Below are 23,699 nucleotides of genomic sequence, written 5' to 3'. Positions count from 1 at the left end.
TCCCGCCGCTGGCGCTGGCCGTCGATTTCGAGCCGCATGTCGAGCGCTCGCGTAGGGACGCTTTCTTGCGTGCGACGAACCTATGCGCCCGGCATGATCGGCGACGCCAGGCTTTTGAATTTCATTACCGCGCGCCAACGGCCCCGCTTGATGCCGCGTCTGCGTATTCGCGTATTCGAATGCGCGTCGTGCAGCCACTATAGGCGCGCAGCGATACCCGAACAATCCGAAACGCGCATGAGGCGATAGCGAAACCGGATCGCGCCCTTTGCCCGGCCGCTTGCGCTCCGCTCCTCGCCAACAAAAAAGCCCGCATGAGCGGGCTTGTGCAATGCAGCGCGGGGATGCGCGCGAGGTCGTTGTCAATGCAACGTGTGCAGGTAGTGATAGAGCGCGGCGGCCGCGACGCCGCCGGCCAGCGGCCCACATACTGGAATCCATGCATAGCGCCAGTCACTGTCACGCTTGCCGGGAATGGGCAACAATGCATGCATGATGCGCGGCGAGAGGTCGCGCGCCGGACTCATTGCGTAACCCGTGGGGCCGCCCAGCGAAATGCCGATGCCCAACACGAGCAAACCCACCGGCAAGGCGTCCAGTGCGCCCAGACCCACTTGCGGCGCAGCCAGATACAACACGCCCAGAATCAGCACGAACGTGCAGATGGCTTCGGTCAGCACGTTGTGCTTCACGCAGCGAATCGCAGGCGCGGTGCAGAACACGGCGAGCTTGATGTCGGGGTCGGCCTCGTTGGCAAAATGCTGACGATACGCGAGCCAGACGAGAAACGCGCCCGCCATGCCGCCCAGCATTTGCGCGGCCACGTAGCCGCCCACCTTCGCCCAGGCGAACTTACCCGCCAGCGCGAGGCTGATTGTCACGATGGGATTCAAATGCGCGCCGCTGAACGAGGCTGTCACGTAGACGGCCACGAACACGGCCATGCCCCAGCCCATCACGATAACGATAAGGTCCGCGCCTTTGCCTTTGGTTTTCGCAAGCAGCACGTTCGCAACGGCGCCGTTGCCGAGCAGCACCAATATGGCGGTGCCGATGAATTCTGCAATATAGGGTGACATGGATCTCGTGTTGTGTCTCTGCCCGCACGGCGCATGCGCAATCAGCGCAAGCAGCCGTTTCGCGGGTTGTGGTTAGTTCGTTATGCTTGATAATTTCAATGTGGCATGAATGCTTAGCGACCGTCGTCGGCCCAAGCCTTTGCCGCGCGCACCGCGCGCTGCCAGCCTGCGCGGCAGGTGTCCACGCGCGCCGCCTCCATCGCGGGCGAGAAGCGCGCACCAAGCTTCCATTGGCTCTGTAGTTCGTCCACGTTTTGCCAATAGCCGGTTGCCAGGCCCGCGAGGTAAGCCGCGCCCAAGGCAGTCGTTTCGGTGATCTTCGGGCGCACCGCGTCCACGCCCAGCAAATCGGCCTGAAACTGCATGAGCAGATTGTTGGCGCTCGCGCCGCCGTCCACGCGCAATTCGCCTACGCTGATGCCCGAATCGGCTTCCATGGCCGCCAGCACGTCGAGCGATTGATACGCAATGGCATCGAGCGCCGCGCGCGCAAGATGCGCCGAGGTCGTGCCGCGCGTCACGCCGAACAGCGTGCCGCGCGCGTGCGCGTTCCAGTGCGGCGCGCCCAGCCCCGCGAAGGCCGGCACCAGATACACGCCATCGGTGTGCGGCACGCTCGCCGCCAGCGCTTCAATTTCCGCCGCGCTCTTGATGATGCCCAGACCGTCACGCAACCACTGCACCACCGCCCCCGCGATAAATATGCTGCCTTCGAGCGCGTAATTGACCTCGTTGCCGATCTGCCACGCGATCGTCGTTACCAGATTGTTCTTCGACTCAATGGGCTTCGCGCCCGTATTCATCATCAGAAAACAGCCCGTGCCATAGGTATTTTTCACCATGCCCGAGTTCGTACACATCTGGCCGAATAGCGCCGCCTGCTGATCGCCCGCGATGCCGGCAAGCGGAATTTTCGAGGCGAACACCGTGGTCTTGGTCGGGCCGTACACTTCCGACGAGGAACGCACTTCCGGCAACATGCTGCGCGGAATTTCGAGCGCGTCGAGCAACTCGCCGTCCCACTCGCGCGTGTGGATGTTGAACAGCATCGTGCGCGATGCGTTCGTTACGTCGGTGATATGCAGTTCGTGCTTCGTGAAGTTCCACACGAGCCAGCTATCGACCGTACCGAATGCGAGCTTGCCCTGGCGCGCTTTCTCACGCGCGCCCGGCACGTTGTCGAGAATCCAGCGGATTTTCGTAGCGGAGAAGTAAGAGTCGATCGGCAGGCCGGTTTTCGCGCGCACTTTCGCCTCGAGCCCGCGCGCCTTGAGCGAATCGCAGAAGTCGGCCGTGCGGCGGTCTTGCCAGACAATCGCGTTATAAACGGGCTGTCCCGTTTCGCGGTCCCATACGATGGTGGTTTCGCGCTGGTTCGTAATGCCGATCGCGGCGATATTCGTGCCGTTCAGGCCCACGCGCGTCACGGCTTCGGCGGCCACGCCCGCTTGCGTCGACCAGATTTCTTGCGGATTGTGCTCGACCCAGCCCGGCTGCGGATAAATCTGTTCGAATTCCTTCTGCGCAATCGAAACGATATTGCCTTCGCCGTCGAACAACATGGCGCGCGAACTCGTGGTGCCCTGGTCAAGCGCGAGAATGTACTTTTCCTGCATGTCTCTTATCTCCTTTGTACTCGTTGTGATTTTGCCTGGCGTTGCGCCATGCTTAGGGATGCGAATGAATGACGCTAACTCAGTGTGAAGCGGGTTCGCCCGCGCGAGCCGCCGCGAACCATGCGTCGATGGCCGCGCCAACCTGGGGCAACGTGCCGGGCGCGACATGCAAGCCGAGCTTCGAACGCCGCCACAGCACGTCTTCGGCGCACGTTGCCCATTCGGCTTCGCGCAGGTAGCGCAATTCCGCTTCGTAAATGCCGGGCGCGACTTCCGCGCCCAGATCGTCGAGCGACCGCGCGGCGCCCACCACGCGTTCCGCGCGCGTGCCGTACGCACGCGCATAGCGGCGGGCGAGCGCGGCGGGCAGCCCCGCGTGACGCTTCGCGAAGTCCTGCGCGAACGGCTCGAAGCGCGCGTTCGCAATGTCGCCGCCAGGCAGCGGAGCATTGGCGGTCCACGTATTCGCTTCGTGCCCGAGCGCGCGGCACAGCACGTCGGCGGCTTCTTCCGCGAGCTTGCGGAACGTCGTGATCTTGCCGCCGAACACGGAAAGCAGCGGCGCGCCGGCCGTATCGTCGAGTTCGAGCTTGTAGTCGCGCGTAACCGCGGACGCGTTCGCCGTGCCTTCTTCCTCGAGCAGCGGACGCACGCCCGAGTAAGTCCAGTACACGTCGGCCGGCGAAATCTGTCGCTTGAAATAGCGGTTGATCGACTCGCAGAGATAACGCGTTTCGTCGCCGTCGATCGACACCTTTGCCGGATCGTTGCGATATTCCACGTCGGTCGTGCCGATCAGTGTGAACTCGCGCTCGTACGGGATCGCAAAGATGATGCGCTTGTCCGGGTTCTGGAAAATGTACGCGTGATCGTGATCGAACAGGCGTTTCGTCACGATATGGCTGCCCTTCACGAGCCGCACGCCATGACGCGCCTCGCGGCCAAGCGCGCCGTGCAGCACGTCGCCCACCCAAGGGCCGGCCGCGTTGGCCATGGCGCGCGCGCGCACGTCGAAGGTGCTGCCGTCGGGGCGGCGCAGCAGCGCTTGCCACTCGCCGTCCTTGCGTTGCGCGGAAACGAGCTTCGTGCGCGTAAGAATGCACGCGCCGCGCTCGCGCGCGTCCATCGCGTTCAGCACCACGAGGCGCGCGTCGTCGACCCAGCCATCCGAATAGACGAAGCCGCGCCGGATGGAGTCGACGAGCGGAGCGCCGGCCGCGTGACGGCGCATGTCGATGCCGCGCGAGCCCGGCAGCAATTCGCGCTTCGCCAGATGATCGTAAAGGAACAGGCCCATGCGAATGAGCCACGCGGGGCGCAGATTGGGCATGTGCGGCATGACGAAACGCAGCGGCCACATGATGTGCGGCGCCGCGCGCAGCAGCGTTTCGCGCTCCTGGAGCGCCTTGCGCACGAGACCGAACTCGCGATATTCGAGGTAACGCAGCCCGCCGTGAATCAGCTTCGTGCTCGCCGACGAAGTGTGCGACGCCAGATCGTCCTGCTCGCAAAGCAGCACCGAAAGGCCGCGCCCGGCGGCGTCGCGCGCAATGCCCGCGCCGTTGATGCCGCCGCCCACGACTAGCAGATCGTACCGGTTCTCTTGATTCACCCTGCGGTTCCCCGAAAGAAAGCGAACATCGAAATGTTCAAATTCGAAATTTATCGAACATTATCGAAAATGTAAAGCCCGAACTATCGGCCCGATAGCCTGCGCCTTTTGCGTTAACGAAAATGGGGATCAATTAGAGGAACAGAGAGCGTTCGTTTCCGGACGGAAACGCGCCGTCCGCGCCCGTCGTGGCGCGAAGTTTCGAAAAGGAAAAAACCGCGAATCAGGCCGCGACGTGAACCTGCGTGCCGGCCGTCACGACGGCTTCGCTCATGTCGTCGGGAAGCGGCTTGTCGGTGAAAAGGGCATGGACCTGGTTCAGATGCCCTTGCCGCACGAGCGCGGGGCGGCCCACTTTGGAGTGATCGGCGACGAGATACACCGTGCGCGCGTGCTCGATGATCGCTTGCGCCACGCGCACCTCGCGCGTGTCGAAGTCGCGCAGCGTGCCGTCGGTTTCGATCGCCGAGGTGCCGATAATCGCGTAATCCACCTTGAACTGGCGGATGAAGTCGATCGTGTGCTCGCCCACGATGCCTTTGTCCCACGGCCGCACGATGCCGCCGCTGATCAGCACTTCGCAGTCGGGATAGCCGCTCATCAGGCTCGCGACGTTGAGATTGTTCGTCACCACGCGCAGCCCGCGATGACTATGCAACGCGCGCGCCACTTCCTCGGTCGTGGTGCCGAGATTGATGAACAGCGAAGCCTGGTCGGGAATGTGCTGCGCGGCGAGCGCCGCGATGCGCCGCTTCTCGTCATGAAACATCTGCTGGCGCGCGCTGTACGAGACGTTTTCCGAACTCGTGGCGAGACTCGCGCCGCCGTGGTAGCGGCGCAGCAGATTCATGTCGGCGAGCCAGTTGACGTCGCGGCGAATGGTTTGCGGCGTGACGTCGAAGTGCGAAGCGAGATCGTCGACCGTCACGAAGCCGTCGCGCTGTACCCATTCGAGCAATTCCTGCTGGCGCGCGTTCAGATTCTGGCGGGGGTCTCGGCTCATGGCTCGTTGGGGCGGCGGTGAAAACGGAGCCTATTGTAAGAGGTTTGGCCAAGCCCTTGTGGCCGACCGCGCACAGGTCAAATGCCGTTTTGCCGGAGACGGGCAAAAAAAACGCGACAGCCCGGCGCCGTCGCGTTTTCTCGATAGACCGGGTCGTGCCGGCTTAGTCGCGGTTCGCCTGCAATACCGTCAACGCCGCCATGTTGATGATGCGTCGCACGGTGGAGCTGGAGGTCAGCACGTTCACCGGCGCATTCACGCCCAGCAGGAACGGCCCGACCGCCACGTTGCTGCCCGCGCCCGTCTTGAGCAGGTTGTAGGCGATGTTGCCCGAGTCCACGTTCGGGCACACCAGCAGATTCGCCGCGCCCTTGAGCTTCGAATGCGGCAGGATACGCTCGCGCAGCGCCTCGTCGAGCGCGACGTCGCCGTGCATTTCACCGTCGATTTCCAGATCTGGGTTCTGCGCCGTCACGAGCTTGAGCACTTCACGCATCTTCGTGCCCGAAGCCGAACTGCCCGACCCGAAGTTCGAACGCGAAAGCAGCGCGACCTTCGGCGCAAGATTGAGCCATTCCATCTGGCGCGCGGCGGCCAGCGTGAATTCGGCGATCTGCTCGGCCGTGGGATTGTCGTTGATGTGCGTGTCGACGATCGCGACCGTGCGCTTGTCGAGCAACAGAATGTTCATTGCCGCGTAGGTCCTGGCTTTCGGACTCATGCCGATCGCTTCGTCCACGAAACGCAGGTGATCGTGATACGCGCCCACCGTGCCGCACACCATGCCGTCGGCGTCGCCGAGGCGCACCATCATCGCGCCGATCAGCGTGAGACGGCGGCGCATTTCCACGCGCGCCATTTCCTTCGAAATGCCGTCGCGGCAACGCAATTCCCAATACGTGGTCCAGTATTGATGGAATCGTTCGTCGTACTCAGGATTCGTCACTTCGACATCTTCGCCGAGCTTCAAACGCAGGCCGAACTTCTCGATGCGCGCGAGCAGCACTTCGGGGCGGCCGATCAGGATCGGGCGCGCGAGCTTTTCGTCGACGATCACTTGCACCGCGCGCAGCACGCGCTCTTCCTCGCCTTCCGCGAACACGATGCGCGACTTGCCGCCGTCACGCACGAACTGTTTCGCGGCCGCGAAAATCGGCTTCATGAACGCGCCCGAGTGATACACGAATTGCTGCAACTCGTTGGTGTAAGCGCCGAAATCGTCGATGGGGCGCGTGGCCACGCCGTCTTCCATCGCGGCCTTCGCCACCGCCGGCGCGATACGCACGATGAGGCGCGAATCGAACGGCTTCGGGATCAGGTACTTCGGGCCGAAGCGCAAGTCATACGCACCGTACGCCGCCGCCACCGAGTCGTTCAACTCTTCTTCGGCGAGCTTGGCGATTGCGTGAACGGCCGCGATCTCCATGTTGCGCGTGATGGTCGTCGCGCCCACGTCGAGCGCGCCGCGGAAAATGTACGGGAAACACAGGACGTTGTTGACCTGGTTCGGGAAGTCCGAGCGGCCCGTGGCAATCACGGCGTCGGGGCGCGCTTCGAGCGCGAGTTCCGGGAAGATTTCCGGCGTCGGGTTGGCGAGCGCCAGGATGAGCGGCTGCGCGGCCATCTTCGCGACCATTTCGGGCTTGAGCACGCCGCCCGCCGAAAGACCGAGGAACACGTCGGCGCCCTCGATCACTTCGCTGAGCGAACGCGCGGACGTGTCCTGCGCGAAGCGCTCCTTGTCCGGGTCCATCAGCGTCTTGCGGCCTTGGTAAACCACGCCGTCGATGTCGGTCACCCAGATGTTCGCGAGCGGCAAACCGAGATCGACCATCAGGTCCAGACACGCCAGCGCCGCCGCGCCCGCGCCCGACGTCACCACCTTGACCTGCGAAATGTCCTTGCCCACGACCTTCAGGCCGTTGAGGAACGCCGCCGAAACCGTGATCGCGGTGCCGTGCTGGTCGTCGTGAAAGACCGGAATCTTCATGCGCTCGCGCAGCTTGCGCTCGACCGTGAAGCAGTCCGGCGCCTTGATGTCTTCCAGATTGATGCCGCCGAACGTGGCTTCGAGGCTCGCGATGATCTCGACGAGCTTGTCCGGGTCGCTTTCCGTGACTTCGATGTCGAACACGTCGATGCCCGCGAACTTCTTGAACAGCACCGCCTTGCCTTCCATGACCGGCTTGGACGCGAGCGCGCCGATATTGCCGAGACCGAGCACCGCCGAACCGTTCGTGATCACGCCGACGAGGTTGCCGCGCGCCGTGTAGCGGAACGAGTTGGCCGGATCGGTCACGATCTCCTCGCAGGCCACGGCCACGCCCGGCGTGTAGGCGAGCGCGAGGTCGCGCTGCGTGACGAGCGGCTTGCTGGCCGTCACCGAAATCTTGCCCGGGGTGGGAAACTCGTGGTATTCGAGGGCGGCCTGGCGATCGGTCTGGTTCATGTTCCTCACTCTGATATCGGCCCGGCGCGCCTCGCGGGCAGCCGGTTGCGTTGGAATGAGGGGATTCTAGAGCGCCGTCATAACGCGGCCATTTTGCTTTAGTATGAGGCCATTATGATTTGGTTATGCCCCCGGTATCGTGTCCTTTAGCTCCGACGAAGTGACGAGGCGCTTGAATACGCGCCTGAAAATGCGCCATCTCGTGCTGCTTTTGCAGATTCGCCAGCACGGCTCGCTCACGCGCGTGGCCGAGCACATGGCCACGAGCCAGCCCGCCGTCACCAATGCGCTCGCCGAAGTGGAAAGCATGTTCGGCGCGCCGCTGTTCGACCGCTCCTCGCGCGGCATGACGCCCACCGCGCTCGGCAACGTGGTCCTCGCGCGCGCGCAAGCCATGCTGCACGACCTCGATCATCTCGCGCGCGACATCGAAGCCGTGGTGGCCGGCCACGCCACGCGCGTACACGTGGGCGTGATTCCTTTCATTTCGGGCCGCACGCTCGCCTCGGCGATCCGCCTCACGCAATCGCGCCTGCCGCAGCGCATCACCATGACGATTCACGAAGGCACGAGCGACGCGCTGCTGCCGCAACTGCGCGACCACACGCTCGACATCGTGATCGGGCGCCCGTCCTCGGCCGTCGACGTGGCGCAACTGCGCTTCGACGTGCTGCATCAGCAGAAGCCGCGCCTCATTGCAAGCCGCCGCCTCGCGGCGCGGCTCGCGCGCACGCGGCTCAATTGGGAAAAGCTCGTGGAGCTGGACTGGATTCTGGGCGCGCCCAATACGCCGATTCGCGAGCAGATCGCCGATCTCTTCCTGCAAGCGGGCGTGGCGCCGCCCGTGCCGATCGTCGAGAGCTACACGTCGCGGCTGATCGGCGAGATGATCGTGGCGAGCGACAACGCCGTGTCCATCGTTCCCGCCGATATCGCCGAGGAACTCGTGCATTTCGCGGGCGTGGCGATCGTGCCGTACACGCTCGACTGGACCCTGCCGCCGGTGGCGATGTTCACGCGCGCCGGCGCGCTGCGCGACGTGGACGCGACCTTCGGGCAGGCGCTGCGCGAGTTGTATCAGGAGTCGGAGAAGGCGCGCGGTTAGCACCGCCGCGACCGCACGCTATTTCAGCTCGCTTTCGAGTTCGTCGAGTTCGAGCGCATGCGTGCGGTCGTGATCGAGCAGTTCGCGCACGAGTTCTTCCAGCGTCATGCGCTTCACGCCGTCGCGCACGCCGCAGCGTGCGAGTTGCTCGGGCGTAAGCTTTCCAAGCGCCGCGCACATCTTCTTGCGGCCGTGGCTTCCACGAGGTCTTGGCGCGCGTAGCGGCTCAATGCAAGCCCCGCTAACGCCACAAGACGCGACCGCATCCCGCCGCGCCCCGCTCTCTCACGAGTCAGCGAATCAGAGCATCAGCGAATCAAGTCCGCGCCGTCACCACGTTTTGCGTCTCGAACGTGCTCTCGCCCTGGATTCGCGCCGCCAGCATCAACGCGCAAACCAGCGTGATGAGCACGTGCGCCACGCCCAGCGCGACCACGGAAACGATGCTGCCCGTCGCGCTCAGCAGATATTGGCCGAGAATCGGCGTCGTGCCCGCGAACACCATGCCGCAAATCTGGTAAGCGAGCGAGATGCCGGTGTAGCGCACCTGAGCGGGAAACGCTTTCGCGAGCATGCCGGCCATCGCCGCGTAATAGAGCGAGTGGGGAATCGAGGCGAGCGCCATGCCGATCATCGCGAGCTTCGTGGAGCCGGTGGCGATCATCGAAAACATCAGCGGCAGCGCGACGATCTCGGGCACGAGCATCAGGACGATGGCCTTGCGCAAGTTCATTCTCGTGGCCAGAACGGCGCCGAAAGGCTGCACGATCAACTGCACGACAATCGCGAACGTGATCACGGAAAGGAATTGGGTGCGGTCGAAACCGATCGACGTCACCGCCCACGAAAGCGCGAACGTAGTCTTGAAGTAGGTGGCCGAAAGCGCGATCACGCAGGCGCCCACGCCCATTGCCACCAGCCCTTTGTGATGGCGCAGCACTTCGCCGATCGGCAGCTTCGACACCTTGTTCTTCGCCTGCAACTCCTTCATCGCGGGCGATTCCTCCACGCTCATGCGGATAAACAATCCCACGCCCACGAGCGCCGCCGAAATGAGGAACGGCACGCGCCAGCCCCACGTCATGAACTGATGATCGGGCAGCATGGACGTGACGAGAAACGCGACCGTGGCGAGCAGGTTGCCTGCGGGCGAGCCTTGCTGCGCGAAAGCGGAGAAGAGAATTTCCTTGCCCTTGGGCGCATGTTCCGACGAAAGCACGACCGCGCCGCCCCACTCGCCGCCCATGGCGATGCCTTGCACGAGGCGCAGCACGATCAGCAGCAGCGGCGCGAGCACGCCCGCCTGGGCGTAGGTCGGCAGCAGCCCCATGAGCGTCGTGCAACCGCCCATCAGCATCAGCGTGACGATGAGCGTTTTCTTGCGGCCCACCTTGTCGCCCAGATGGCCGAACACGATCCCGCCAATCGGCCGCGCGAGAAAGCCGACCCAGAACGACGCGAACGCGGCCAGCGTGCCGACCAGCGCGTTGGTCGACGGAAAAAACAGTTTGCCGAGCACGAGCGCCGCCGCCGTGCTGTACGCGTAGAAGTCGTACCACTCGATGGTCGTGCCGACGAACGATGCGATACCCGCCTTGCGGGCCTGACGATGCTGCGAGTCGAGGGAGGATGCGGCCAAGTTGCGTCTCCAGATTTCGATTGCGAACTACGGATTGGCTTTGCGAAACGCGGCGGTTTGCGAGCGCTTTCCAATCGGAAAACGAGAAAACTCGCGACGCGTCGCGATGTTCTCACTACGAACAACCTTTCAATTAACGAACAATTGCTTGGGCTGCGGACTATGAAACCGTCGCTTTGCAACGTCAACCAAGGGATAACCCTTGAGGCGGCGAACGTCCCAACGGCGCGGGCATCGCGACCTGTTAGGTGTTTACCCGTAACCATATTGTCAGGCTACTATCGGTATGCCGATAATGCTCTCATGGATGTGAAAACCGCAGTGCGCGTCTTCGACGTGATCAACCTCTTTGCCGAAGTGCGGCAACCGATGATCTACAGCGAGATCGCGCGTCGAACCGAAATCCCGCTATCGAGCTGCCACGCGCTGCTGCAGACGATGGTGGCCAAAGGCTATCTGTACGCGCCGGGCGTGAAGGCGGGCTACTACCCGACGCAGCGCCTGTTGCACGTTGCGCGCGACATTTGCAGCGAGGACCCGCTCACGCTGGCGTTCCAGCCGCTGCTTTCCGCGCTGCGCGACGCCACTGGCGAAACGGCCGGGCTCGCCACGCTCGCGGGCGATCGCGTCGTCTATCTGGACGTGATGGAGTCGCGCCAGAAAATCCGCTACAGCGACGAGCCGGGCGGCTTCATGACGGTCGCGAGCGCGGCGGGCAAGGCGCTGCTCGGCGCGCTCGCGCCAGGCGCGCGGCGCAAGCTGCTCGACAGTTGCATGCCGCAACTCGTGACGAGTAACGGCTCGGCGATCGACCGCGCGGCATTCGAGCGCGAAGTCGAGCAAGGCGTGGTGGACGGCTGGCATCGCTCGAAAGGCGAAAGCGTCGAGGACGTGGCCGGTCTCGCGCGCGGCTTCCTGATTCACGGCGAGGCGTTCGCGCTCGTCATCGGCGCGCCCAAGGCGCGTCTCCTGAATAACGAGCAGCAGGCCATCAAGGCGCTGCTCGACGTGTACGCACAAATTCCGCCTTCGCTGCTCGCCGCCTGAGGACGGCAGGACGCCCGCAGCGCGCAGCGAAAGGAGGTTGAAGTGGAGGCAGTCAGCATGCGTTGGAAAAACCGGCCGCAAGGCTCGAACTGGGGCGACTTCGGCCCCGACGATCAATTGGGCCGCCCCAATCTCATCGGCGCGGAACAGGTGCTCAAGGGCGCGAGCGAGATTCGCGCAGGGCTCACGTTCACGCTCTCGCTGCCGCTCGATTTTCCCGGCGACAACAAGCTCAACGTGCGCCGCCATCCTCCCGTGCTGCGCCCCACGTTTCGCGACGGCCTGCCCTATGTGAACTTCCCGTTCGCGCGCAACGAAGCGGGCGCCACCGACGTCGTAAGCGACGATCAGGTGCTGCTCTCGCTGCAATATTCCACCCAATGGGACTCGCTGGCGCACGTGGGCGCGCGCTTCGATGCCGACGGCGACGGCGCGGCCGAAAGCGTCTACTACAACGGCTATCGCGCGAATCACGACATCGTCGGTCCGATGACCTATGGCGCCGACGACAACTTCGCGCCGCACGCATGCGGCGGCGAGCATAGCCATGCAAACGTGCTCGGCATCGAAAACCTCGCGGTAAAAGGCATGCAAGGCCGCGGCGTGCTCGTCGATTTCGCCACGCATTTCGGCCGCGAATTCCGCACGCTCGGTTACGACGACCTCATGCGCGTGATGGAAGCCGACAAGGTGGAAGTCGAACGCGGCGACATGCTCGTGCTGCGCACCGGCTTCGCCGAAATGGTGCTCGAAATGAATCGCGCCCCCGACGAAACCGTGCTTTCGACGCATTGCGGCGCGCTCGACGGCCGCGACGAACGGCTGTTGCAATGGATCAGCGATTCCGGCATCGCCGCGCTCGCCGCCGACAATTACGCGGTGGAACGTTATCCGGCGCGCCCGCCCGCCACACCGGGCGAACACCCGCTCATGCCGCTGCATCACCACTGTCTTTTCAAGCTCGGCCTGCCGCTCGGCGAGCTTTGGTATTTGCGCGATCTCGCGCTGTGGCTGCGCGAGCACGGTCGCTCGCGCTTCATGCTCACCGCGCCGCCGCTGCGGTTGCCGGGTGCGATGGGTTCGCCCGTCACGCCGGTCGCCACCGTTTGAGGCGCCGCTCCGTTTTCCTTCGTTTGATTTGCATTCCTGAACATGGCTAAAGAACGAGTTCTGATTACCGGCGGCGCCGCCGGCATCGGCGCGGCATGCGCGGCGCGCTGCGAGGCCGACGGCTACGAGGCCGTCGTCATCGACCGCGTGGGCAACGGCATCATCGCCGATCTTTCGGATACCGAAGCAACGGCGGCGGCGCTCGCGCGCGCGCTCGAAGGCGGCCCCATCACGCGCCTCGTCAACAACGTGGGCGTGGTCGTGCCCGCCGACGCCGAGCATCAAACGCTCGAGGAACTCGAACGCGCGTGGGCGCTCAACGTGCGTTGCGCGCAGCAGTGCATGCAGGCGCTGTTGCCGGGCATGAAAGCGGCCGGCTTCGGGCGCATCGTGAACATGTCGTCGCGCGCGGCGCTGGGCAAGGAGCTGCGCACGGCCTATTCGGCCACCAAGGCCGCGCTGATCGGCATGACGCGCGTGTGGGCGCTCGAACTGGGCGCGTATGGCGTGACCGCCAACGCCATCGGCCCCGGCCCGATTCGCACCGAGTTGTTCGATCGCGCGAATCCGCCGGGCGCGCCGCGCACGCAGGCCATCATCGACGCGGTGCCGGTCCGGCGCGTGGGCACGCCCGACGATGTCGCGCACGCCGCTTCGTATCTGCTCGACGCGCGCAGCGGCTTCGTCACGGGCCAGGTGCTCTATGTGTGCGGCGGCATGACCGTCGGCGTGGCCGGAGTCTGACGATGGCAACACCTTTGCCGCATTCCGGACGTCATGCGGGCATTGTGGGCTCGGGCAGCATCGGCGTCGCATTCGCGATCTGCTTCGCGCGCGCGGGCTGGCGCGTGCGTCTTTACGATCCCGAAGGCGCGCGCCGTGCGGCCGCGCCTGGCGAAATCGCGCAACGTCTCGCCGATCTCGCGCGCTTCGACCTGCTCGACGAAAACGCGAGCGAGATCGCCGCGCGCGTGGCCGTCGTCGATACGCTCGAAGCCGCCGCGGCAAACGCCGATCTCGTGCAGGAATGCGCGCCCGAACGCGCGGAACTCAAGCGCGAATTGTTCGCGCAACTCGATCGGCTCGCGCCTCGCGAAGCGATTCTCGCAAGTGCCTCGTCGTTTCTCGCGGCATCGAAATTCATCGACGAAAGCTTGCCCGGCCGCGCGCGCTGCCTGGTCGCGCACCCCGGCAATCCGCCCTATCTCGTGCCGGTGATCGAGATCGTGCCCGCGCCGTTCACGGCCGAAACGGCCACCGTGCGCGCCATCGCGCTCTATGGCGAAGCGGGCCTCAAACCGGTGCGCGTGAAGCATGAAGTGGAAGGCTTCATCTTCAACCGCCTGCAAGGCGCCGTGCTGCGCGAAGCGTATTGCCTCGTGCGCGACGGCGTGGCCACGGTCGAAGACATCGACACGGTGATGCGCGAAGGACTCGGCCCGCGCTGGTCCGTGATCGGCCCGTTCGAAACCGTCGACCTCAACACGCGCGGCGGCATCGGCTCGCATGCGCAAAAAATGGGGCCGTCGTACGAACGCATGGGCGCCGAGCGCGGCCAGCACGACCCGTGGACACCGGAACTCGTCGCACAGGTGGAAGCCGCGCGACGCACCGCCTTGCCGCTCGACCAGTGGGACGCGCGCGTGAGCTGGCGCGACCGCCAACTCATGCAACTCGCGCGCCACCGCAAGCGTTTTATCCGCGACGACTCATAGCGCCCTGCGCGACCGAGACCTTATTTAGAACTACTACGATTACGATTTAGAGAGACACAGTCATGCAGAAAGTCACCGCTTTCTTTACCGAGCTGATGCGCCGGTATTTGCCCGATCCCTTCGTGTTCGCGATCGGCCTCACCTTGCTCACGATGGTGCTCGCCGTGTTCGTGCAAGGCCAGGCTGTTACCGCGCTCACCACGAGTTGGGGCAAGGGCTTCTGGGCGCTGCTTGCCTTTACCACGCAGATGGCGGTGATTCTCGCAATGGGTTACGTGCTCGCCACCGCGCCGCTCACCGACCGCTTTCTCGACCGGCTCGTCGCGCGCGTCAACGACCCGCGCATGGCCGTGATCGTCGCGACGCTCGTGGGCGGCGTGGGCAGTTGGCTCAATTGGGGCTTCGGGCTCGTGGTGGGCGGCATCGTCGCGCGCAAGCTTGCACTGCGCGTGAAGGGCGTGCATTACCCGCTGATCATCGCTTCGGCCTATAGCGGCTTCACGCTCTATGGGCTCGGGCTTTCGGCCAGCATTCCCGTGCTGATTTCCACCAAGGGACACCCGCTCGAAGCGCAAATGGGCGTGATTCCGCTTTCCGAAACCATCTTCTCGCCGACGATGCTGATCACGAGTCTCGTGACGATCGTCACGCTGCCGCTGCTCAATGCGTGGCTGCATCCCAAGGCGGGCCAGCCGGTAAAGGAAATCGACCGCAACTTCGAAGAACGCCCGAAGGCATCGGCGCTCAATGTCGATCTCGACGAAGGCAATACGCTCGCGAATCGCCTCAATAACAGCCGCATTCTCAGTTATGTGATTGGTTTGATCGGCATGGGTTATGTGGCTTTGCACTTCGTTCAAGGCGGCTCGATCGACCTGAATCTCATCAACTTCTTTATTCTGTTTCTCGGCATTCTTTTGCTCGGCACGCCCATTCGTTATGTCGAGAAATTGAACGAAGGCATTCGCACCATCAGCGGCATCATTCTTCAATATCCGTTCTATGCGGGCATCATGGCGATCATGGCGTCCTCGGGTCTGGTCACGACGTTTTCCGAAGCCTTCACGAAGATCGCCACGCCGGGCACGCTGCCGTTCTGGGGTTTGATCAGCTCGTTCGTCATCAACTTCTTCGCGCCTTCGGGCGGCGGCCACTGGGTGATTCAAGGCCCGTTCATGATCGAAGCCGCAAAGGCCATTGGCGCAAACGTGGGCCATACGTCCACGGCCGTGATGCTCGGCAACGCATGGAACGATCTTGTGCAGCCGTTCTGGATTCTGCCCGCGCTCGCGCTTTCCAAACTCAAGCTCAAGGACATCATGGGCTACACGGTCATCATGATGTTCTGGATCGGCATTGTGTATTCCGTGGCGATTCTCGCCTGGGGCTGAAATTCACTCATTGCGTTTTAACGGAGCGTATTCATGCTGTATCTCGTACACATGCAAGTGCAAATTCCTCACGGCACCGACACCGCCCACGCCGACGCGCTGAAAGCCGAGGAAAAGGCGTTCTCGCAAAAGCTGCAACACGAAGGCAAATGGCGGCACCTGTGGCGCGTGGCGGGCGAGTACGCGAATTACAGCGTGTTCGATGTGGAGTCGAACGATGAATTGCACGCGCTGCTTTCGGCATTGCCGCTCTTTCCGTTCATGAAGATCAGCGTGACGCCGCTGGCGCAGCATCCGTCCGCCATTGCCGCAAACTGACTGGAACCGCGATGCCCTTTCTCATCGAAACCTTCGACAAACCCGATCATGCTCACGTGCGCATTCGCGAACGCGACGTGCATCTCGCGTTTCTCGCCCAACACAAGGCGCTGCTGCTGGCCTGCGGCGCGAAGCTCAACGACGACGGCAGCAACGCGGGCGGCGGCGTTTATATCGTCGATGTGGAAACGCGCGGGGAAGCCGAGCAATTCATCGCGCAAGACCCATACACGCACGCCGATCTTTTCGCCGAAGTGAAGATCGTGCGCTGGCGAAAGGCGTATATCGACGGCGTTTGCCACCTCTGATCGCCCACGCGATCGCGATCACCGCTTCAGCGGCGCCGCGCTCCCCTGTGCGGCGCGCGCGTTCGGCCCGGCGTCTCTCCTCCGCGCCGGGCCGCTTTTGTTTTATGCGCGGCGGTTATGGCGGCTCGCGCGCCGCCCGCCCACATGCCGGGCACATCGCTTGCTACTTCCTCTCGACGTCAATCCCAAAGCCGGCGCCGCCTTGCGCCGGCCAGCGAAGAGGAAATTCATCATGCTAAAAATGGCCCTGTTGTTCGCCGTGATCGCCGTGGTCGCGGCCTTGTTCGGCTTCACCGGTATTGCCGCGGGCGCCGCCGCCATCGCCAAGACGCTGTTCTTCATCTTCGTGGTGTTGTGTATTGTTTTCCTTGTCATCGGCGTGGTGGTCACGAAAAAAATCGTCGATTAGCGCGAGCAATTTTTCACGCGCCAGTAAGGCGTAATTCCGTCGATGGCGGCCGCAATACGCGGCCGCTTTTTCGTGAAATTGCGGCGTCGTAAAAGTTAAACGACGTTTCATTGAACGGCCTCTGCCGCCGCCCTTTTTCGCATTCCCGGCTCCGCCCGCTACCGGTTCGACTTTCCATCGGATTCCTGAACAAAACGTTCATTGGCGCGATCGCGTCACGGGTCGCGTCAAATGACGCAGCCCGCTTTCGTTTCAATTCGATACGATTTCGCTACGTCAGTCGTTTGCAATGTCATCGCAGGGTCATGCAAGCGCGCCATCGTGGCGCCTATCTCCCATGCGATGCTTGCGCCCGCGCGCGTCGGTATTCAATGCGGCTCGCGCACGCTTCGTCCTTCCTCTCGCGAGACGAAACGATGACGAAAAAAGATATCCCCGAGACGCTTTCCGCCGACTCCGCCGCGGGCGTATCGCGGCGTGGCTTTCTGAAGCTCGCGGGCGCCTCCGGTTTTGCGGGCGCGGCCGGCGCATTCTCCGGCACCGCGAAAGCCGATGCCCCCGCACCCGACGGCACGCCCGAGCAAATCCATCTCACATGGGGCGAAGACCCGACGAGCGAGGTGATCGTTTCGTGGGCCTCGCTCGCGGCGGCGTCCAATCCGCGCGTGATTTACAGTGCCGATCGCGGCGCGCGCGAAACGGCGCATGCCATACAGCGCACTTACACCGACGGACTTACCGGCGTGGTCGTGTTTTCGTACCACGCGCGCCTGCGCAATCTGCATGCGGCCACGACGTACCGCTACGAAGTCACCGCCGATAACGACAGCAAGGCCAGCGGCCCGTTCGCGTCCACCTTCGCAACGGCGCCGCGCGGGCGCGTACCGTTTCGCTTCACGAGCTACGGCGACCTCGCCACGCCGAACACCGGCTGGGTGCTTTCGTCGCCGCAAAGCCGCTTCGCCGTGGAAGCCGTCGAGCGCTTTCAGCCGCTCTTTCATTTGCTCAACGGCGACCTCTGCTACGCGAATCTGAACCCCGCGCATCAAACCGAAGTGTGGCGCGACTTCGCGAACAACGCGCAAGTGTCGGCGGCGAATCGTCCGTGGATGCCGTGCCCCGGCAATCACGAAATCGAGTTTTACAACGGCGCGCAAGGGCTGAATTCGTATCTCGCGCGTTATACGCTGCCCGATAACGGCACGCGCTTTTCTGGCCGCTGGTATCGCTTTCGCGTGAGCAACGTATTGTTCGTTTCGCTCGATGCCGACGACGTAATCTATCAAGACGCCGCCGCATTCGTGGCCGGTCCGGCGCCGCTCGTGCCGGCCGCGAGCACGGGCAATGCGCCCATCGCGCCGGGTTCCTCGTTCTACGTGCGCGGCTACAGCAACGGCGAGCAAACGCGCTGGCTCGAACACACCTTGCAGGGCGCGGCGAGCGACGACGACATCGACTGGATCATCGTGCAGATGCATCAGGACGCGCTCAGTTCGTCGAAAACGGGCAACGGCTCGGACAAGGGCATTCGCGAAGCGTGGCTGCCGCTGTTCGACCGCTACGGCGTCGATCTCGTCCTGTGCGGTCACGACCACGATTACGAGCGCAGCTACCCGGTACGCGGCTGCAATCATCATGCAGGCGTGGATGCGAAAACGGGCGCGCCCGTCGACACCTTGCAACCGCGCCCGGTCACGCACGCGCAAGGTCATGGCAACACGTTCGACACCCGCCACGGCACGATCCATTTGATTCTTGGCGGCGGCGGCACGAGCGCGCCGCTCGACGTGTACGGCGTGGACGCCGGCAACGGCAACCCGCAAGCGCAGATATTCACGAAGCCCAACCGGCCGGTGCCGGGGACGACCGCCGGCACCTTCGTGCGTCCGGCGGCCGATGCGCTCGAAGACGCGATCTGGTCCGCGCAACGCGATACGGGCACGGGTTACGGCATCGCGGTGTTCGACGTCGATCCGGGCACGCGCGGCGGCAAGACGACCATCACGATGAACTACTATCACGCACCCGGCGCCGACCAAACGCCGACCGGCAACTACGAGTTGTTCGAAACGATCACGCTGGAAAAGGGGCGCGGGCGTCATTGATCGCCGGTGATCGCCGACGGCAACCCTGGCGCTTGCCCAACGCCAGGGAACACCCTGAGCGCGCCGCCGCAAGCGTCGCGCACTATGCCGAAATCGTCATCGCGCGCGGGCCGATCGAGCAAGACGGTCGAATAGTCGCGACCTACGATGGTCGGCATGAAAACCGTCACCGTCATCGACTCTCATACCGGCGGCGAGCCGACCCGTCTCGTCATCGCCGGCGGCCCCGAGCTTGGGCACGGTCCGCTCGCCGAGCGGCTTGCGATCTTCCGGCGCGACTTCGACGACTTGCGCGCGGGCATCGTCAACGAGCCGCGCGGCTCGGACGTCATGGTCGGCGCATTGCTCTGCGAGCCGCACGATCCCTCGTGTTCGGCGGGCGTGATCTTCTTCAACAACGTGGGATTTCTCGGCATGTGCGGGCACGGCACGATCGGGCTCGTCGTGTCGCTCGCGCATCTGGGCCGCATCGCGCCCGGCGTGCATCGCATCGAAACGCCGGTGGGCAATGTGGAAGCGCAACTGCACGACGACGGCAGCGTGACCGTGCGCAACGTGCCCGCGTATCGCTATCGCACCCGCGTGCCTCTCGACGTGCCCGGCTACGGACGCGTGCATGGCGACATCGCGTGGGGCGGCAACTGGTTCTTTCTCGTCGCCGACCACGGCCTCGCGCTCGAAGCCGGCAATGTCGAAGCGCTCACCGAAGCCACCTGGGCCATGCGCGCCGCGCTCGAAGCGAACGGCATCACAGGCGCGCAAGGCGCGCTGATCGACCACATCGAACTGTTCGCCGACTCGCCTCGCACCGACGCCGACAGCCGCAATTTCGTGCTGTGCCCCGGCAAAGCCTACGATCGCTCGCCATGCGGCACGGGCACGAGCGCGAAAATCGCCTGCCTCGCCGCCGACGATCATCTCGCGCCGAACGCCATCTGGCGCCAGGAAAGCATTATCGGCAGCGTATTCGAAGCGAGCTATGAAACCGACGCCGCGCTCGGCGCGGGCCAGGTTCACCCGAGCATTCGCGGCACGGCGCATATTAGTTCGGAATCCAGATTGATTTTTTCCGACGGCGATCCGTTCGCGTGGGGCATTCGCACGTGAGCGAAGTAGCCGCTGGGCATCCCGACGTCGTGGTGATCGGCGCGGGCATCGTGGGCGCCGCGTGCGCGCACGAGCTGGCCGCGCAGGGACTCGACGTCATGGTGATCGAGCGCGCGGGCGCGGGCGGCGGCGTGACCGCCGCGGGCATGGGCCATATCGTCGTGATGGACGACACACCGGCCGAATTCGCGCTGAGCGCGTGGTCGCGCTCGCTCTGGCTTGAACTCGCGCCGCGTCTCGACGCGAGTCACGCGTTCGTGCGCTGCGGCACGCTGTGGATCGCCGCCGACGAGGAAGAACTGACGCTCGCGCACGAGCGGCAAAGAGCGCTGCAAGGCGCGGGCGTGGCGTGTTCGATGCTCGACGCGCGGCAGTTGCGCGAAGCGGAGCCCGGCTTGCGCGACGATCTGGTCGGCGGCATGATCGTCCACGACGACGCCGTTGCCTATGCGCCTACCGTCGCTGCGTGGCTGCTCGCGCAACCCACGCATGACCGCATGAAGCGCCCCATAAGATGCCGCACGAACACGCACGCCACGCACGTCGATCACGCGGGCGTGCATCTGGCCGGCGGCGAAATCGTGGCCACGGGCGCGGTGCTGATGGCGAACGGCTTGCAGGCGGCCGAGCTGATGCCGCGCTTGCCGCTGCAAGCGAAGAAAGGACACTTGCTCATCACCGACCGTTATCCCGGCACGATTCGCCATCAAATACTCGAACTCGGCTACATCAAAAGCGCGCACAACACGAGCGGCACCTCGGTCGCGTTCAACGTGCAACCGCGCCCGACGGGGCAAGTGTTGATCGGCTCGTCGCGTCAACTCGACAGCACCGACCCCGCCGTCGAACCCGCCATTCTCGCGCGCATGCTGCAACGCGCCGCGCATTTTATGCCGCAATTACCCGCGCTCAATGCCATTCGCGCGTGGACCGGCTTTCGTCCCGCCACGCTCGACGGCATGCCGCTGATCGGCCCCGCCGCGCACTTCGCGCAAGACCACGGCCATCCGTCGATGTGGCTCGCGATGGGACACGAGGGCCTTGGCGTGACCACCGCGCTCGGCACGGCGAAGCTCATTGCCGCGCAAATGCTCGGCCGCTCTGCCGCCATCGACGCCACGCCGTACTTACCCGCGCGCTTCACCGATGAAGGCACCGCTCATGCCTGACGCCATCACGTTGACGGTGGACGGCTATCGCGTGAGCGTGGCGCCGGGCTCGTCGGTTGCCGCCGCCATCGCCGTTCAGGCGCGCGAGAACCGGCACGCCGCGACGGCACGGCGCTCGGTAAGCGGTGCGCCGCGCGGGCCGTTGTGCGGCATGGGCATTTGCCAGGAATGCCGCGTCGTTATCGACGGCGTGGCGCATCGGCTCGCGTGTCAGACGGTGTGCGCCGAAGGCATGAGCGTGATTACCGGAAACGCAGCATCATGAATTTCGATGTCCTGATTATTGGCGCGGGACCGGCGGGTTTGCATGCCGCGCATGTTGCGGCCGAAGCGGGCGTGCGCGTGGGTATCGTCGATGATAATGCGCTGCCTGGCGGCCAAATCTGGCGTCAAGGGCCGCTGCATCACGCAACAGGCCGCGCGCGCGAGTTGATCGACGCAATCGGCACACGGCGCAACGTGACGATGCTCAACGGCACGCGCATCGTGCAAGCGCTACCCGAGCGCCGCTTGCTCGCGCAAAGCGCGGAAAGCGCGCTCGTCATCGGCTATGAAAAGCTCATCGTCGCCTCGGGCGCGCGCGAGCGCTTTCTGCCGTTTCCCGGCTGGACCCTGGCGGGCGTGACGGGCGCGGGCGGGCTTCAGGCGCTCGTCAAAAGCGGCACGCCCGTAAGCGGCGAACGCATCGTGATCGCAGGCAGCGGGCCGCTGTTGTTCGCCGCCGCGATCACGGCGCGCGCGCATGGCGCGAAGATCGTCGCCATTGTCGAGCAGGCGCCGGCGCGGGCCGTTCGGCGCTTTGCGGCCGGGCTGGTGCATACGCCCGCGAAACTCGCGCAGGCGCTGCGCATGCGTTTCGATTTGCGCGCAACGCCATACTGGTGCGATGCCTACGTGACCGAGGCGATTGGCGAAACCGGCGTCACGCAAGTGCGCATTCAACACAGCGACACGATCAGGCTCGTGGACTGCGATCGGCTCGCATGCGCCTATGGACTCGTGCCTAATACGCAAATCGGCGCGGCGCTCGGCTGCGAAGTGGAAACCAGCGCGGGCGCGCAGGCGCTGGCGGTGAACGAATGGCAGCAAACATCGTGCGATGCGATCTACGCGGCCGGCGAATGCACGGGCGTGGGCGGCATGGAACTCGCCGCGGTCGAAGGCCGCGTTGCTGCCTGGGCCGCGCTCGGCAACCACGAAGCGGCGCGCGCCTTGTTCGGCGAGCGGGAGCGTTATCGCCGGTTCGCCGCGCGCTTGCACGAGGCATTCGCGCTCTCGCCCGCATTGCGCACGCTCGCGCAGCCGGACACGATTTTTTGCCGATGCGAGGACGTCCCCTTTCGCGACGTTGCACGCTACCCGTCCTGGCGCGAAGCGAAGTTGCAAACGCGCTGCGGCATGGGACCGTGCCAGGGGAAAATTTGCGGCGAAGCGGCGGCATTCTGCTTCGGCTGGGCGCAAAACACCCAACGGCCGCCGTTTTCGCCCGCTCGTATCGGCACATTGTTGCACTCGGCACACACGCCCCGCTGATTTTGATCGCGGATGCGCGCGGCCGCGCGAACCGGCACAATAGCGGTTTGCCGGCTCGCGCGCCCTTCCCGCACCTTCGCAGTCGTCACGACGGCGCGCGCGAGACGCATTCCATCGAATCATTACGTGCGCCCGCGATGCCCGAACTGCTTCTGCCCGCCTTCGAAAACGCCACGTTCGCGCAGATGGTGGCGCATTTCGCGCTGCTCGAACCGCTGTTCGACGCCATGCCCGACGTGGTGTTCTTCGTGAAGGATCACGAGGCGCGCTACGTGATCGCCAACACAACGCTGGCCGCGCGCTGCGGCTTCAAGGACAAGCGCGCGCTGCACGGCAAGACCGCCGAACAAGTCTTTCCCTCTCGCTTCGGCCAGATTTACACGGCGCAGGATCAAGCCGTCGTGCAGCTCGACAGCAGCCTGATCGATCAATTGGAATTGCATCTTTATCCGGGGCGCCAGCCGGGCTGGTGTCTCACGTCGAAAGTGCCGCTGCACGACGCGAAAAAGCGCGTATTGGGCGTGGCCGGCATTTCACGCGACCTGCAAGCCGCCGAGGGCACGCATCCCGCTTATCAACGTCTCGCCATTGCCGCGAAATACATTCAGGACAATTACGCGCAGCCGCTCAAACTGACCGACCTTGCCACGCTGATCGACATGTCGGTTGCACAGATCGAACGTTACTTTCACAAGATATTTCATCTCACGCCACGGCAAATGCTGTTGAAAGTGCGCCTGGACGCGGCTTCCGTGTTGCTCGCCAGCGATTCGAGCATTACCGATATCGCCACGCAATGCGGCTATACCGATCACAGCGCATTCACGCGCCAATTCAAGGCCACCGTCGGCATGACGCCGAGTCAATATCGCGCCCTGCTGCAACCGCCCGCGAGCACGGCCGGCACCGCGCATTAAGGGTTCTCCCCTGGTGCGCGCGCGACTATGCAGATTTCGTCTCTCTGAGTCGCGAAAGCTCGCAAGC

At 64.2% G+C, this 23,699-nt stretch carries 22 protein-coding genes and 1 pseudogene; 15 read left to right on the top strand and 8 right to left on the bottom strand.

Translation table 11 applies throughout. The annotated features are described in order from the left end of the window. Positions 1-362: 362 nt before the first annotated feature. The 5 genes from U5805_RS06895 to U5805_RS06875 all read right to left on the bottom strand — a co-directional run bounded on the left by U5805_RS06895 (position 363) and on the right by U5805_RS06875 (position 7,759). Positions 363-1,079 (bottom strand): MIP/aquaporin family protein, encoded by a 717-nt coding sequence (locus U5805_RS06895; RefSeq protein WP_322102705.1) that lies wholly within the window; start codon positions 1,077-1,079, stop codon positions 363-365. A 113-nt stretch (positions 1,080-1,192) separates the two neighbouring features. After that, positions 1,193-2,695: a glycerol kinase GlpK gene (gene glpK / locus U5805_RS06890; protein ID WP_322102704.1), complete on the bottom strand. Its 1,503-nt coding sequence runs from the start codon at positions 2,693-2,695 to the stop codon at positions 1,193-1,195. Positions 2,696-2,774: 79 nt separating this feature from the next. Beyond that, positions 2,775-4,307 (bottom strand): glycerol-3-phosphate dehydrogenase, encoded by a 1,533-nt coding sequence (glpD, locus tag U5805_RS06885; protein ID WP_322102703.1) that lies wholly within the window; start codon positions 4,305-4,307, stop codon positions 2,775-2,777. A gap of 223 nt (positions 4,308-4,530) precedes the next feature. Further along, positions 4,531-5,310, bottom strand: coding sequence for a DeoR/GlpR family DNA-binding transcription regulator (locus U5805_RS06880; protein ID WP_322102702.1), 780 nt, complete (start codon positions 5,308-5,310; stop codon positions 4,531-4,533). Between the two features lie 163 nt (positions 5,311-5,473). Further along, entirely contained in the window at positions 5,474-7,759 is a 2,286-nt protein-coding gene (locus tag U5805_RS06875) for an NADP-dependent malic enzyme (RefSeq protein WP_322102701.1), read from the bottom strand. 190 nt (positions 7,760-7,949) lie between these two features. Here U5805_RS06875 and U5805_RS06870 point away from each other — a divergent pair, with 190 nt between their 5' ends. Beyond that, positions 7,950-8,864: a LysR family transcriptional regulator gene (locus U5805_RS06870; protein WP_415914554.1), complete on the top strand. Its 915-nt coding sequence runs from the start codon at positions 7,950-7,952 to the stop codon at positions 8,862-8,864. 18 nt (positions 8,865-8,882) lie between these two features. Here the strand turns inward: U5805_RS06870 and U5805_RS06865 are convergent. Further along, positions 8,883-9,053: pseudogene (locus tag U5805_RS06865) on the bottom strand (DinB family protein); the annotation flags it as partial. Positions 9,054-9,180: 127 nt separating this feature from the next. Then, on the bottom strand, positions 9,181-10,503 hold the full coding sequence (locus U5805_RS06860; RefSeq protein ID WP_322102699.1) for an MFS transporter: 1,323 nt from the start codon (positions 10,501-10,503) through the stop codon (positions 9,181-9,183). A 303-nt stretch (positions 10,504-10,806) separates the two neighbouring features. Between U5805_RS06860 and U5805_RS06855 the strand changes: the two genes are divergently transcribed. The 9 genes from U5805_RS06855 (at position 10,807) to U5805_RS06815 (ending at position 18,906) form a co-directional block, all read left to right on the top strand. After that, positions 10,807-11,550 (top strand): IclR family transcriptional regulator, encoded by a 744-nt coding sequence (locus tag U5805_RS06855; protein ID WP_322102698.1) that lies wholly within the window; start codon positions 10,807-10,809, stop codon positions 11,548-11,550. 57 nt (positions 11,551-11,607) lie between these two features. Beyond that, the gene (locus U5805_RS06850; protein ID WP_322102697.1) at positions 11,608-12,660 is read left to right on the top strand and encodes a cyclase family protein; all 1,053 of its coding nucleotides are present in this window, start codon (positions 11,608-11,610) and stop codon (positions 12,658-12,660) included. A 42-nt stretch (positions 12,661-12,702) separates the two neighbouring features. After that, positions 12,703-13,404 carry an SDR family oxidoreductase gene (locus U5805_RS06845; RefSeq protein ID WP_322102696.1) on the top strand — a complete coding sequence of 234 codons (702 nt, stop codon included), beginning with the start codon at positions 12,703-12,705 and terminating at the stop codon, positions 13,402-13,404. A 2-nt stretch (positions 13,405-13,406) separates the two neighbouring features. Then, a complete protein-coding gene (locus tag U5805_RS06840) occupies positions 13,407-14,375 on the top strand; it encodes a 3-hydroxyacyl-CoA dehydrogenase (RefSeq protein ID WP_322102695.1) in 969 nt (322 codons plus the stop codon). Positions 14,376-14,437: 62 nt separating this feature from the next. After that, positions 14,438-15,766, top strand: a complete 1,329-nt coding sequence (locus U5805_RS06835; RefSeq protein WP_322102694.1) for a short-chain fatty acid transporter — start codon at positions 14,438-14,440, stop codon at positions 15,764-15,766. A gap of 33 nt (positions 15,767-15,799) precedes the next feature. After that, entirely contained in the window at positions 15,800-16,084 is a 285-nt protein-coding gene (gene catC / locus U5805_RS06830) for a muconolactone Delta-isomerase (RefSeq protein WP_322102693.1), read from the top strand. Between the two features lie 11 nt (positions 16,085-16,095). Beyond that, positions 16,096-16,392: a YciI family protein gene (locus U5805_RS06825; RefSeq protein WP_322102692.1), complete on the top strand. Its 297-nt coding sequence runs from the start codon at positions 16,096-16,098 to the stop codon at positions 16,390-16,392. A gap of 232 nt (positions 16,393-16,624) precedes the next feature. Next, complete coding sequence (locus U5805_RS06820; RefSeq protein ID WP_158952561.1) at positions 16,625-16,801, top strand: DUF1328 domain-containing protein; 177 nt, start codon at positions 16,625-16,627, stop codon at positions 16,799-16,801. Between the two features lie 416 nt (positions 16,802-17,217). Next, on the top strand, positions 17,218-18,906 hold the full coding sequence (locus U5805_RS06815; protein WP_322102691.1) for a metallophosphoesterase family protein: 1,689 nt from the start codon (positions 17,218-17,220) through the stop codon (positions 18,904-18,906). Here the strand turns inward: U5805_RS06815 and U5805_RS06810 are convergent. Then, entirely contained in the window at positions 18,900-19,064 is a 165-nt protein-coding gene (locus U5805_RS06810) for a hypothetical protein (RefSeq protein ID WP_322102690.1), read from the bottom strand. The two genes, U5805_RS06815 and U5805_RS06810, sit on opposite strands and share 7 nt — an antisense overlap. Between U5805_RS06810 and U5805_RS06805 the strand changes: the two genes are divergently transcribed. The 5 genes from U5805_RS06805 (at position 19,054) to U5805_RS06785 (ending at position 23,632) form a co-directional block, all read left to right on the top strand. Then, complete coding sequence (locus tag U5805_RS06805) at positions 19,054-20,013, top strand: 4-hydroxyproline epimerase (protein ID WP_322102689.1); 960 nt, start codon at positions 19,054-19,056, stop codon at positions 20,011-20,013. The two genes, U5805_RS06810 and U5805_RS06805, sit on opposite strands and share 11 nt — an antisense overlap. Then, positions 20,010-21,182, top strand: coding sequence for an FAD-dependent oxidoreductase (locus U5805_RS06800; protein WP_322102688.1), 1,173 nt, complete (start codon positions 20,010-20,012; stop codon positions 21,180-21,182). The genes U5805_RS06805 and U5805_RS06800 overlap by 4 nt, the downstream gene beginning before the upstream one ends. After that, positions 21,175-21,447, top strand: coding sequence for a (2Fe-2S)-binding protein (locus U5805_RS06795; protein ID WP_322102687.1), 273 nt, complete (start codon positions 21,175-21,177; stop codon positions 21,445-21,447). Before U5805_RS06800 ends, U5805_RS06795 begins: the two co-directional genes overlap by 8 nt. After that, entirely contained in the window at positions 21,444-22,715 is a 1,272-nt protein-coding gene (locus U5805_RS06790; protein ID WP_322102686.1) for an FAD-dependent oxidoreductase, read from the top strand. Before U5805_RS06795 ends, U5805_RS06790 begins: the two co-directional genes overlap by 4 nt. 137 nt (positions 22,716-22,852) lie before the next feature. Then, on the top strand, positions 22,853-23,632 hold the full coding sequence (locus tag U5805_RS06785; RefSeq protein WP_322102685.1) for an AraC family transcriptional regulator: 780 nt from the start codon (positions 22,853-22,855) through the stop codon (positions 23,630-23,632). Positions 23,633-23,699 lie beyond the last annotated feature (67 nt).

Source organism: Paraburkholderia sp. J41, assembly GCF_905220235.1.
In the GTDB taxonomy this organism is placed as follows: domain Bacteria; phylum Pseudomonadota; class Gammaproteobacteria; order Burkholderiales; family Burkholderiaceae; genus Paraburkholderia.
This window is presented reverse-complemented; position numbering and strand designations above follow the sequence as displayed.

Excerpts from the sequence above, each read along its gene's own strand:
- U5805_RS06785 (WP_322102685.1), top strand. The coding sequence starts at position 22,853 with ATGCCCGAACTGCTTCTGCCCGCCTTCGAAAACGCCACGTTCGCGCAG.
- U5805_RS06870 (WP_415914554.1), top strand. The coding sequence starts at position 7,950 with ATGCGCCATCTCGTGCTGCTTTTGCAGATTCGCCAGCACGGCTCGCTC.
- catC (WP_322102693.1), top strand. The coding sequence starts at position 15,800 with ATGCTGTATCTCGTACACATGCAAGTGCAAATTCCTCACGGCACCGAC.
- U5805_RS06795 (WP_322102687.1), top strand. The coding sequence starts at position 21,175 with ATGCCTGACGCCATCACGTTGACGGTGGACGGCTATCGCGTGAGCGTG.
- U5805_RS06820 (WP_158952561.1), top strand. The coding sequence starts at position 16,625 with ATGCTAAAAATGGCCCTGTTGTTCGCCGTGATCGCCGTGGTCGCGGCC.
- U5805_RS06805 (WP_322102689.1), top strand. The coding sequence starts at position 19,054 with ATGGTCGGCATGAAAACCGTCACCGTCATCGACTCTCATACCGGCGGC.
- U5805_RS06790 (WP_322102686.1), top strand. The coding sequence starts at position 21,444 with ATGAATTTCGATGTCCTGATTATTGGCGCGGGACCGGCGGGTTTGCAT.
- U5805_RS06835 (WP_322102694.1), top strand. The coding sequence starts at position 14,438 with ATGCAGAAAGTCACCGCTTTCTTTACCGAGCTGATGCGCCGGTATTTG.
- U5805_RS06815 (WP_322102691.1), top strand. The coding sequence starts at position 17,218 with ATGACGAAAAAAGATATCCCCGAGACGCTTTCCGCCGACTCCGCCGCG.
- U5805_RS06855 (WP_322102698.1), top strand. The coding sequence starts at position 10,807 with ATGGATGTGAAAACCGCAGTGCGCGTCTTCGACGTGATCAACCTCTTT.
- U5805_RS06825 (WP_322102692.1), top strand. The coding sequence starts at position 16,096 with ATGCCCTTTCTCATCGAAACCTTCGACAAACCCGATCATGCTCACGTG.
- U5805_RS06880 (WP_322102702.1), bottom strand. The coding sequence starts at position 5,310 with ATGAGCCGAGACCCCCGCCAGAATCTGAACGCGCGCCAGCAGGAATTG.
- glpK (WP_322102704.1), bottom strand. The coding sequence starts at position 2,695 with ATGCAGGAAAAGTACATTCTCGCGCTTGACCAGGGCACCACGAGTTCG.
- U5805_RS06895 (WP_322102705.1), bottom strand. The coding sequence starts at position 1,079 with ATGTCACCCTATATTGCAGAATTCATCGGCACCGCCATATTGGTGCTG.
- U5805_RS06850 (WP_322102697.1), top strand. The coding sequence starts at position 11,608 with ATGCGTTGGAAAAACCGGCCGCAAGGCTCGAACTGGGGCGACTTCGGC.
- U5805_RS06810 (WP_322102690.1), bottom strand. The coding sequence starts at position 19,064 with ATGCCGACCATCGTAGGTCGCGACTATTCGACCGTCTTGCTCGATCGG.
- U5805_RS06840 (WP_322102695.1), top strand. The coding sequence starts at position 13,407 with ATGGCAACACCTTTGCCGCATTCCGGACGTCATGCGGGCATTGTGGGC.
- U5805_RS06845 (WP_322102696.1), top strand. The coding sequence starts at position 12,703 with ATGGCTAAAGAACGAGTTCTGATTACCGGCGGCGCCGCCGGCATCGGC.
- U5805_RS06875 (WP_322102701.1), bottom strand. The coding sequence starts at position 7,759 with ATGAACCAGACCGATCGCCAGGCCGCCCTCGAATACCACGAGTTTCCC.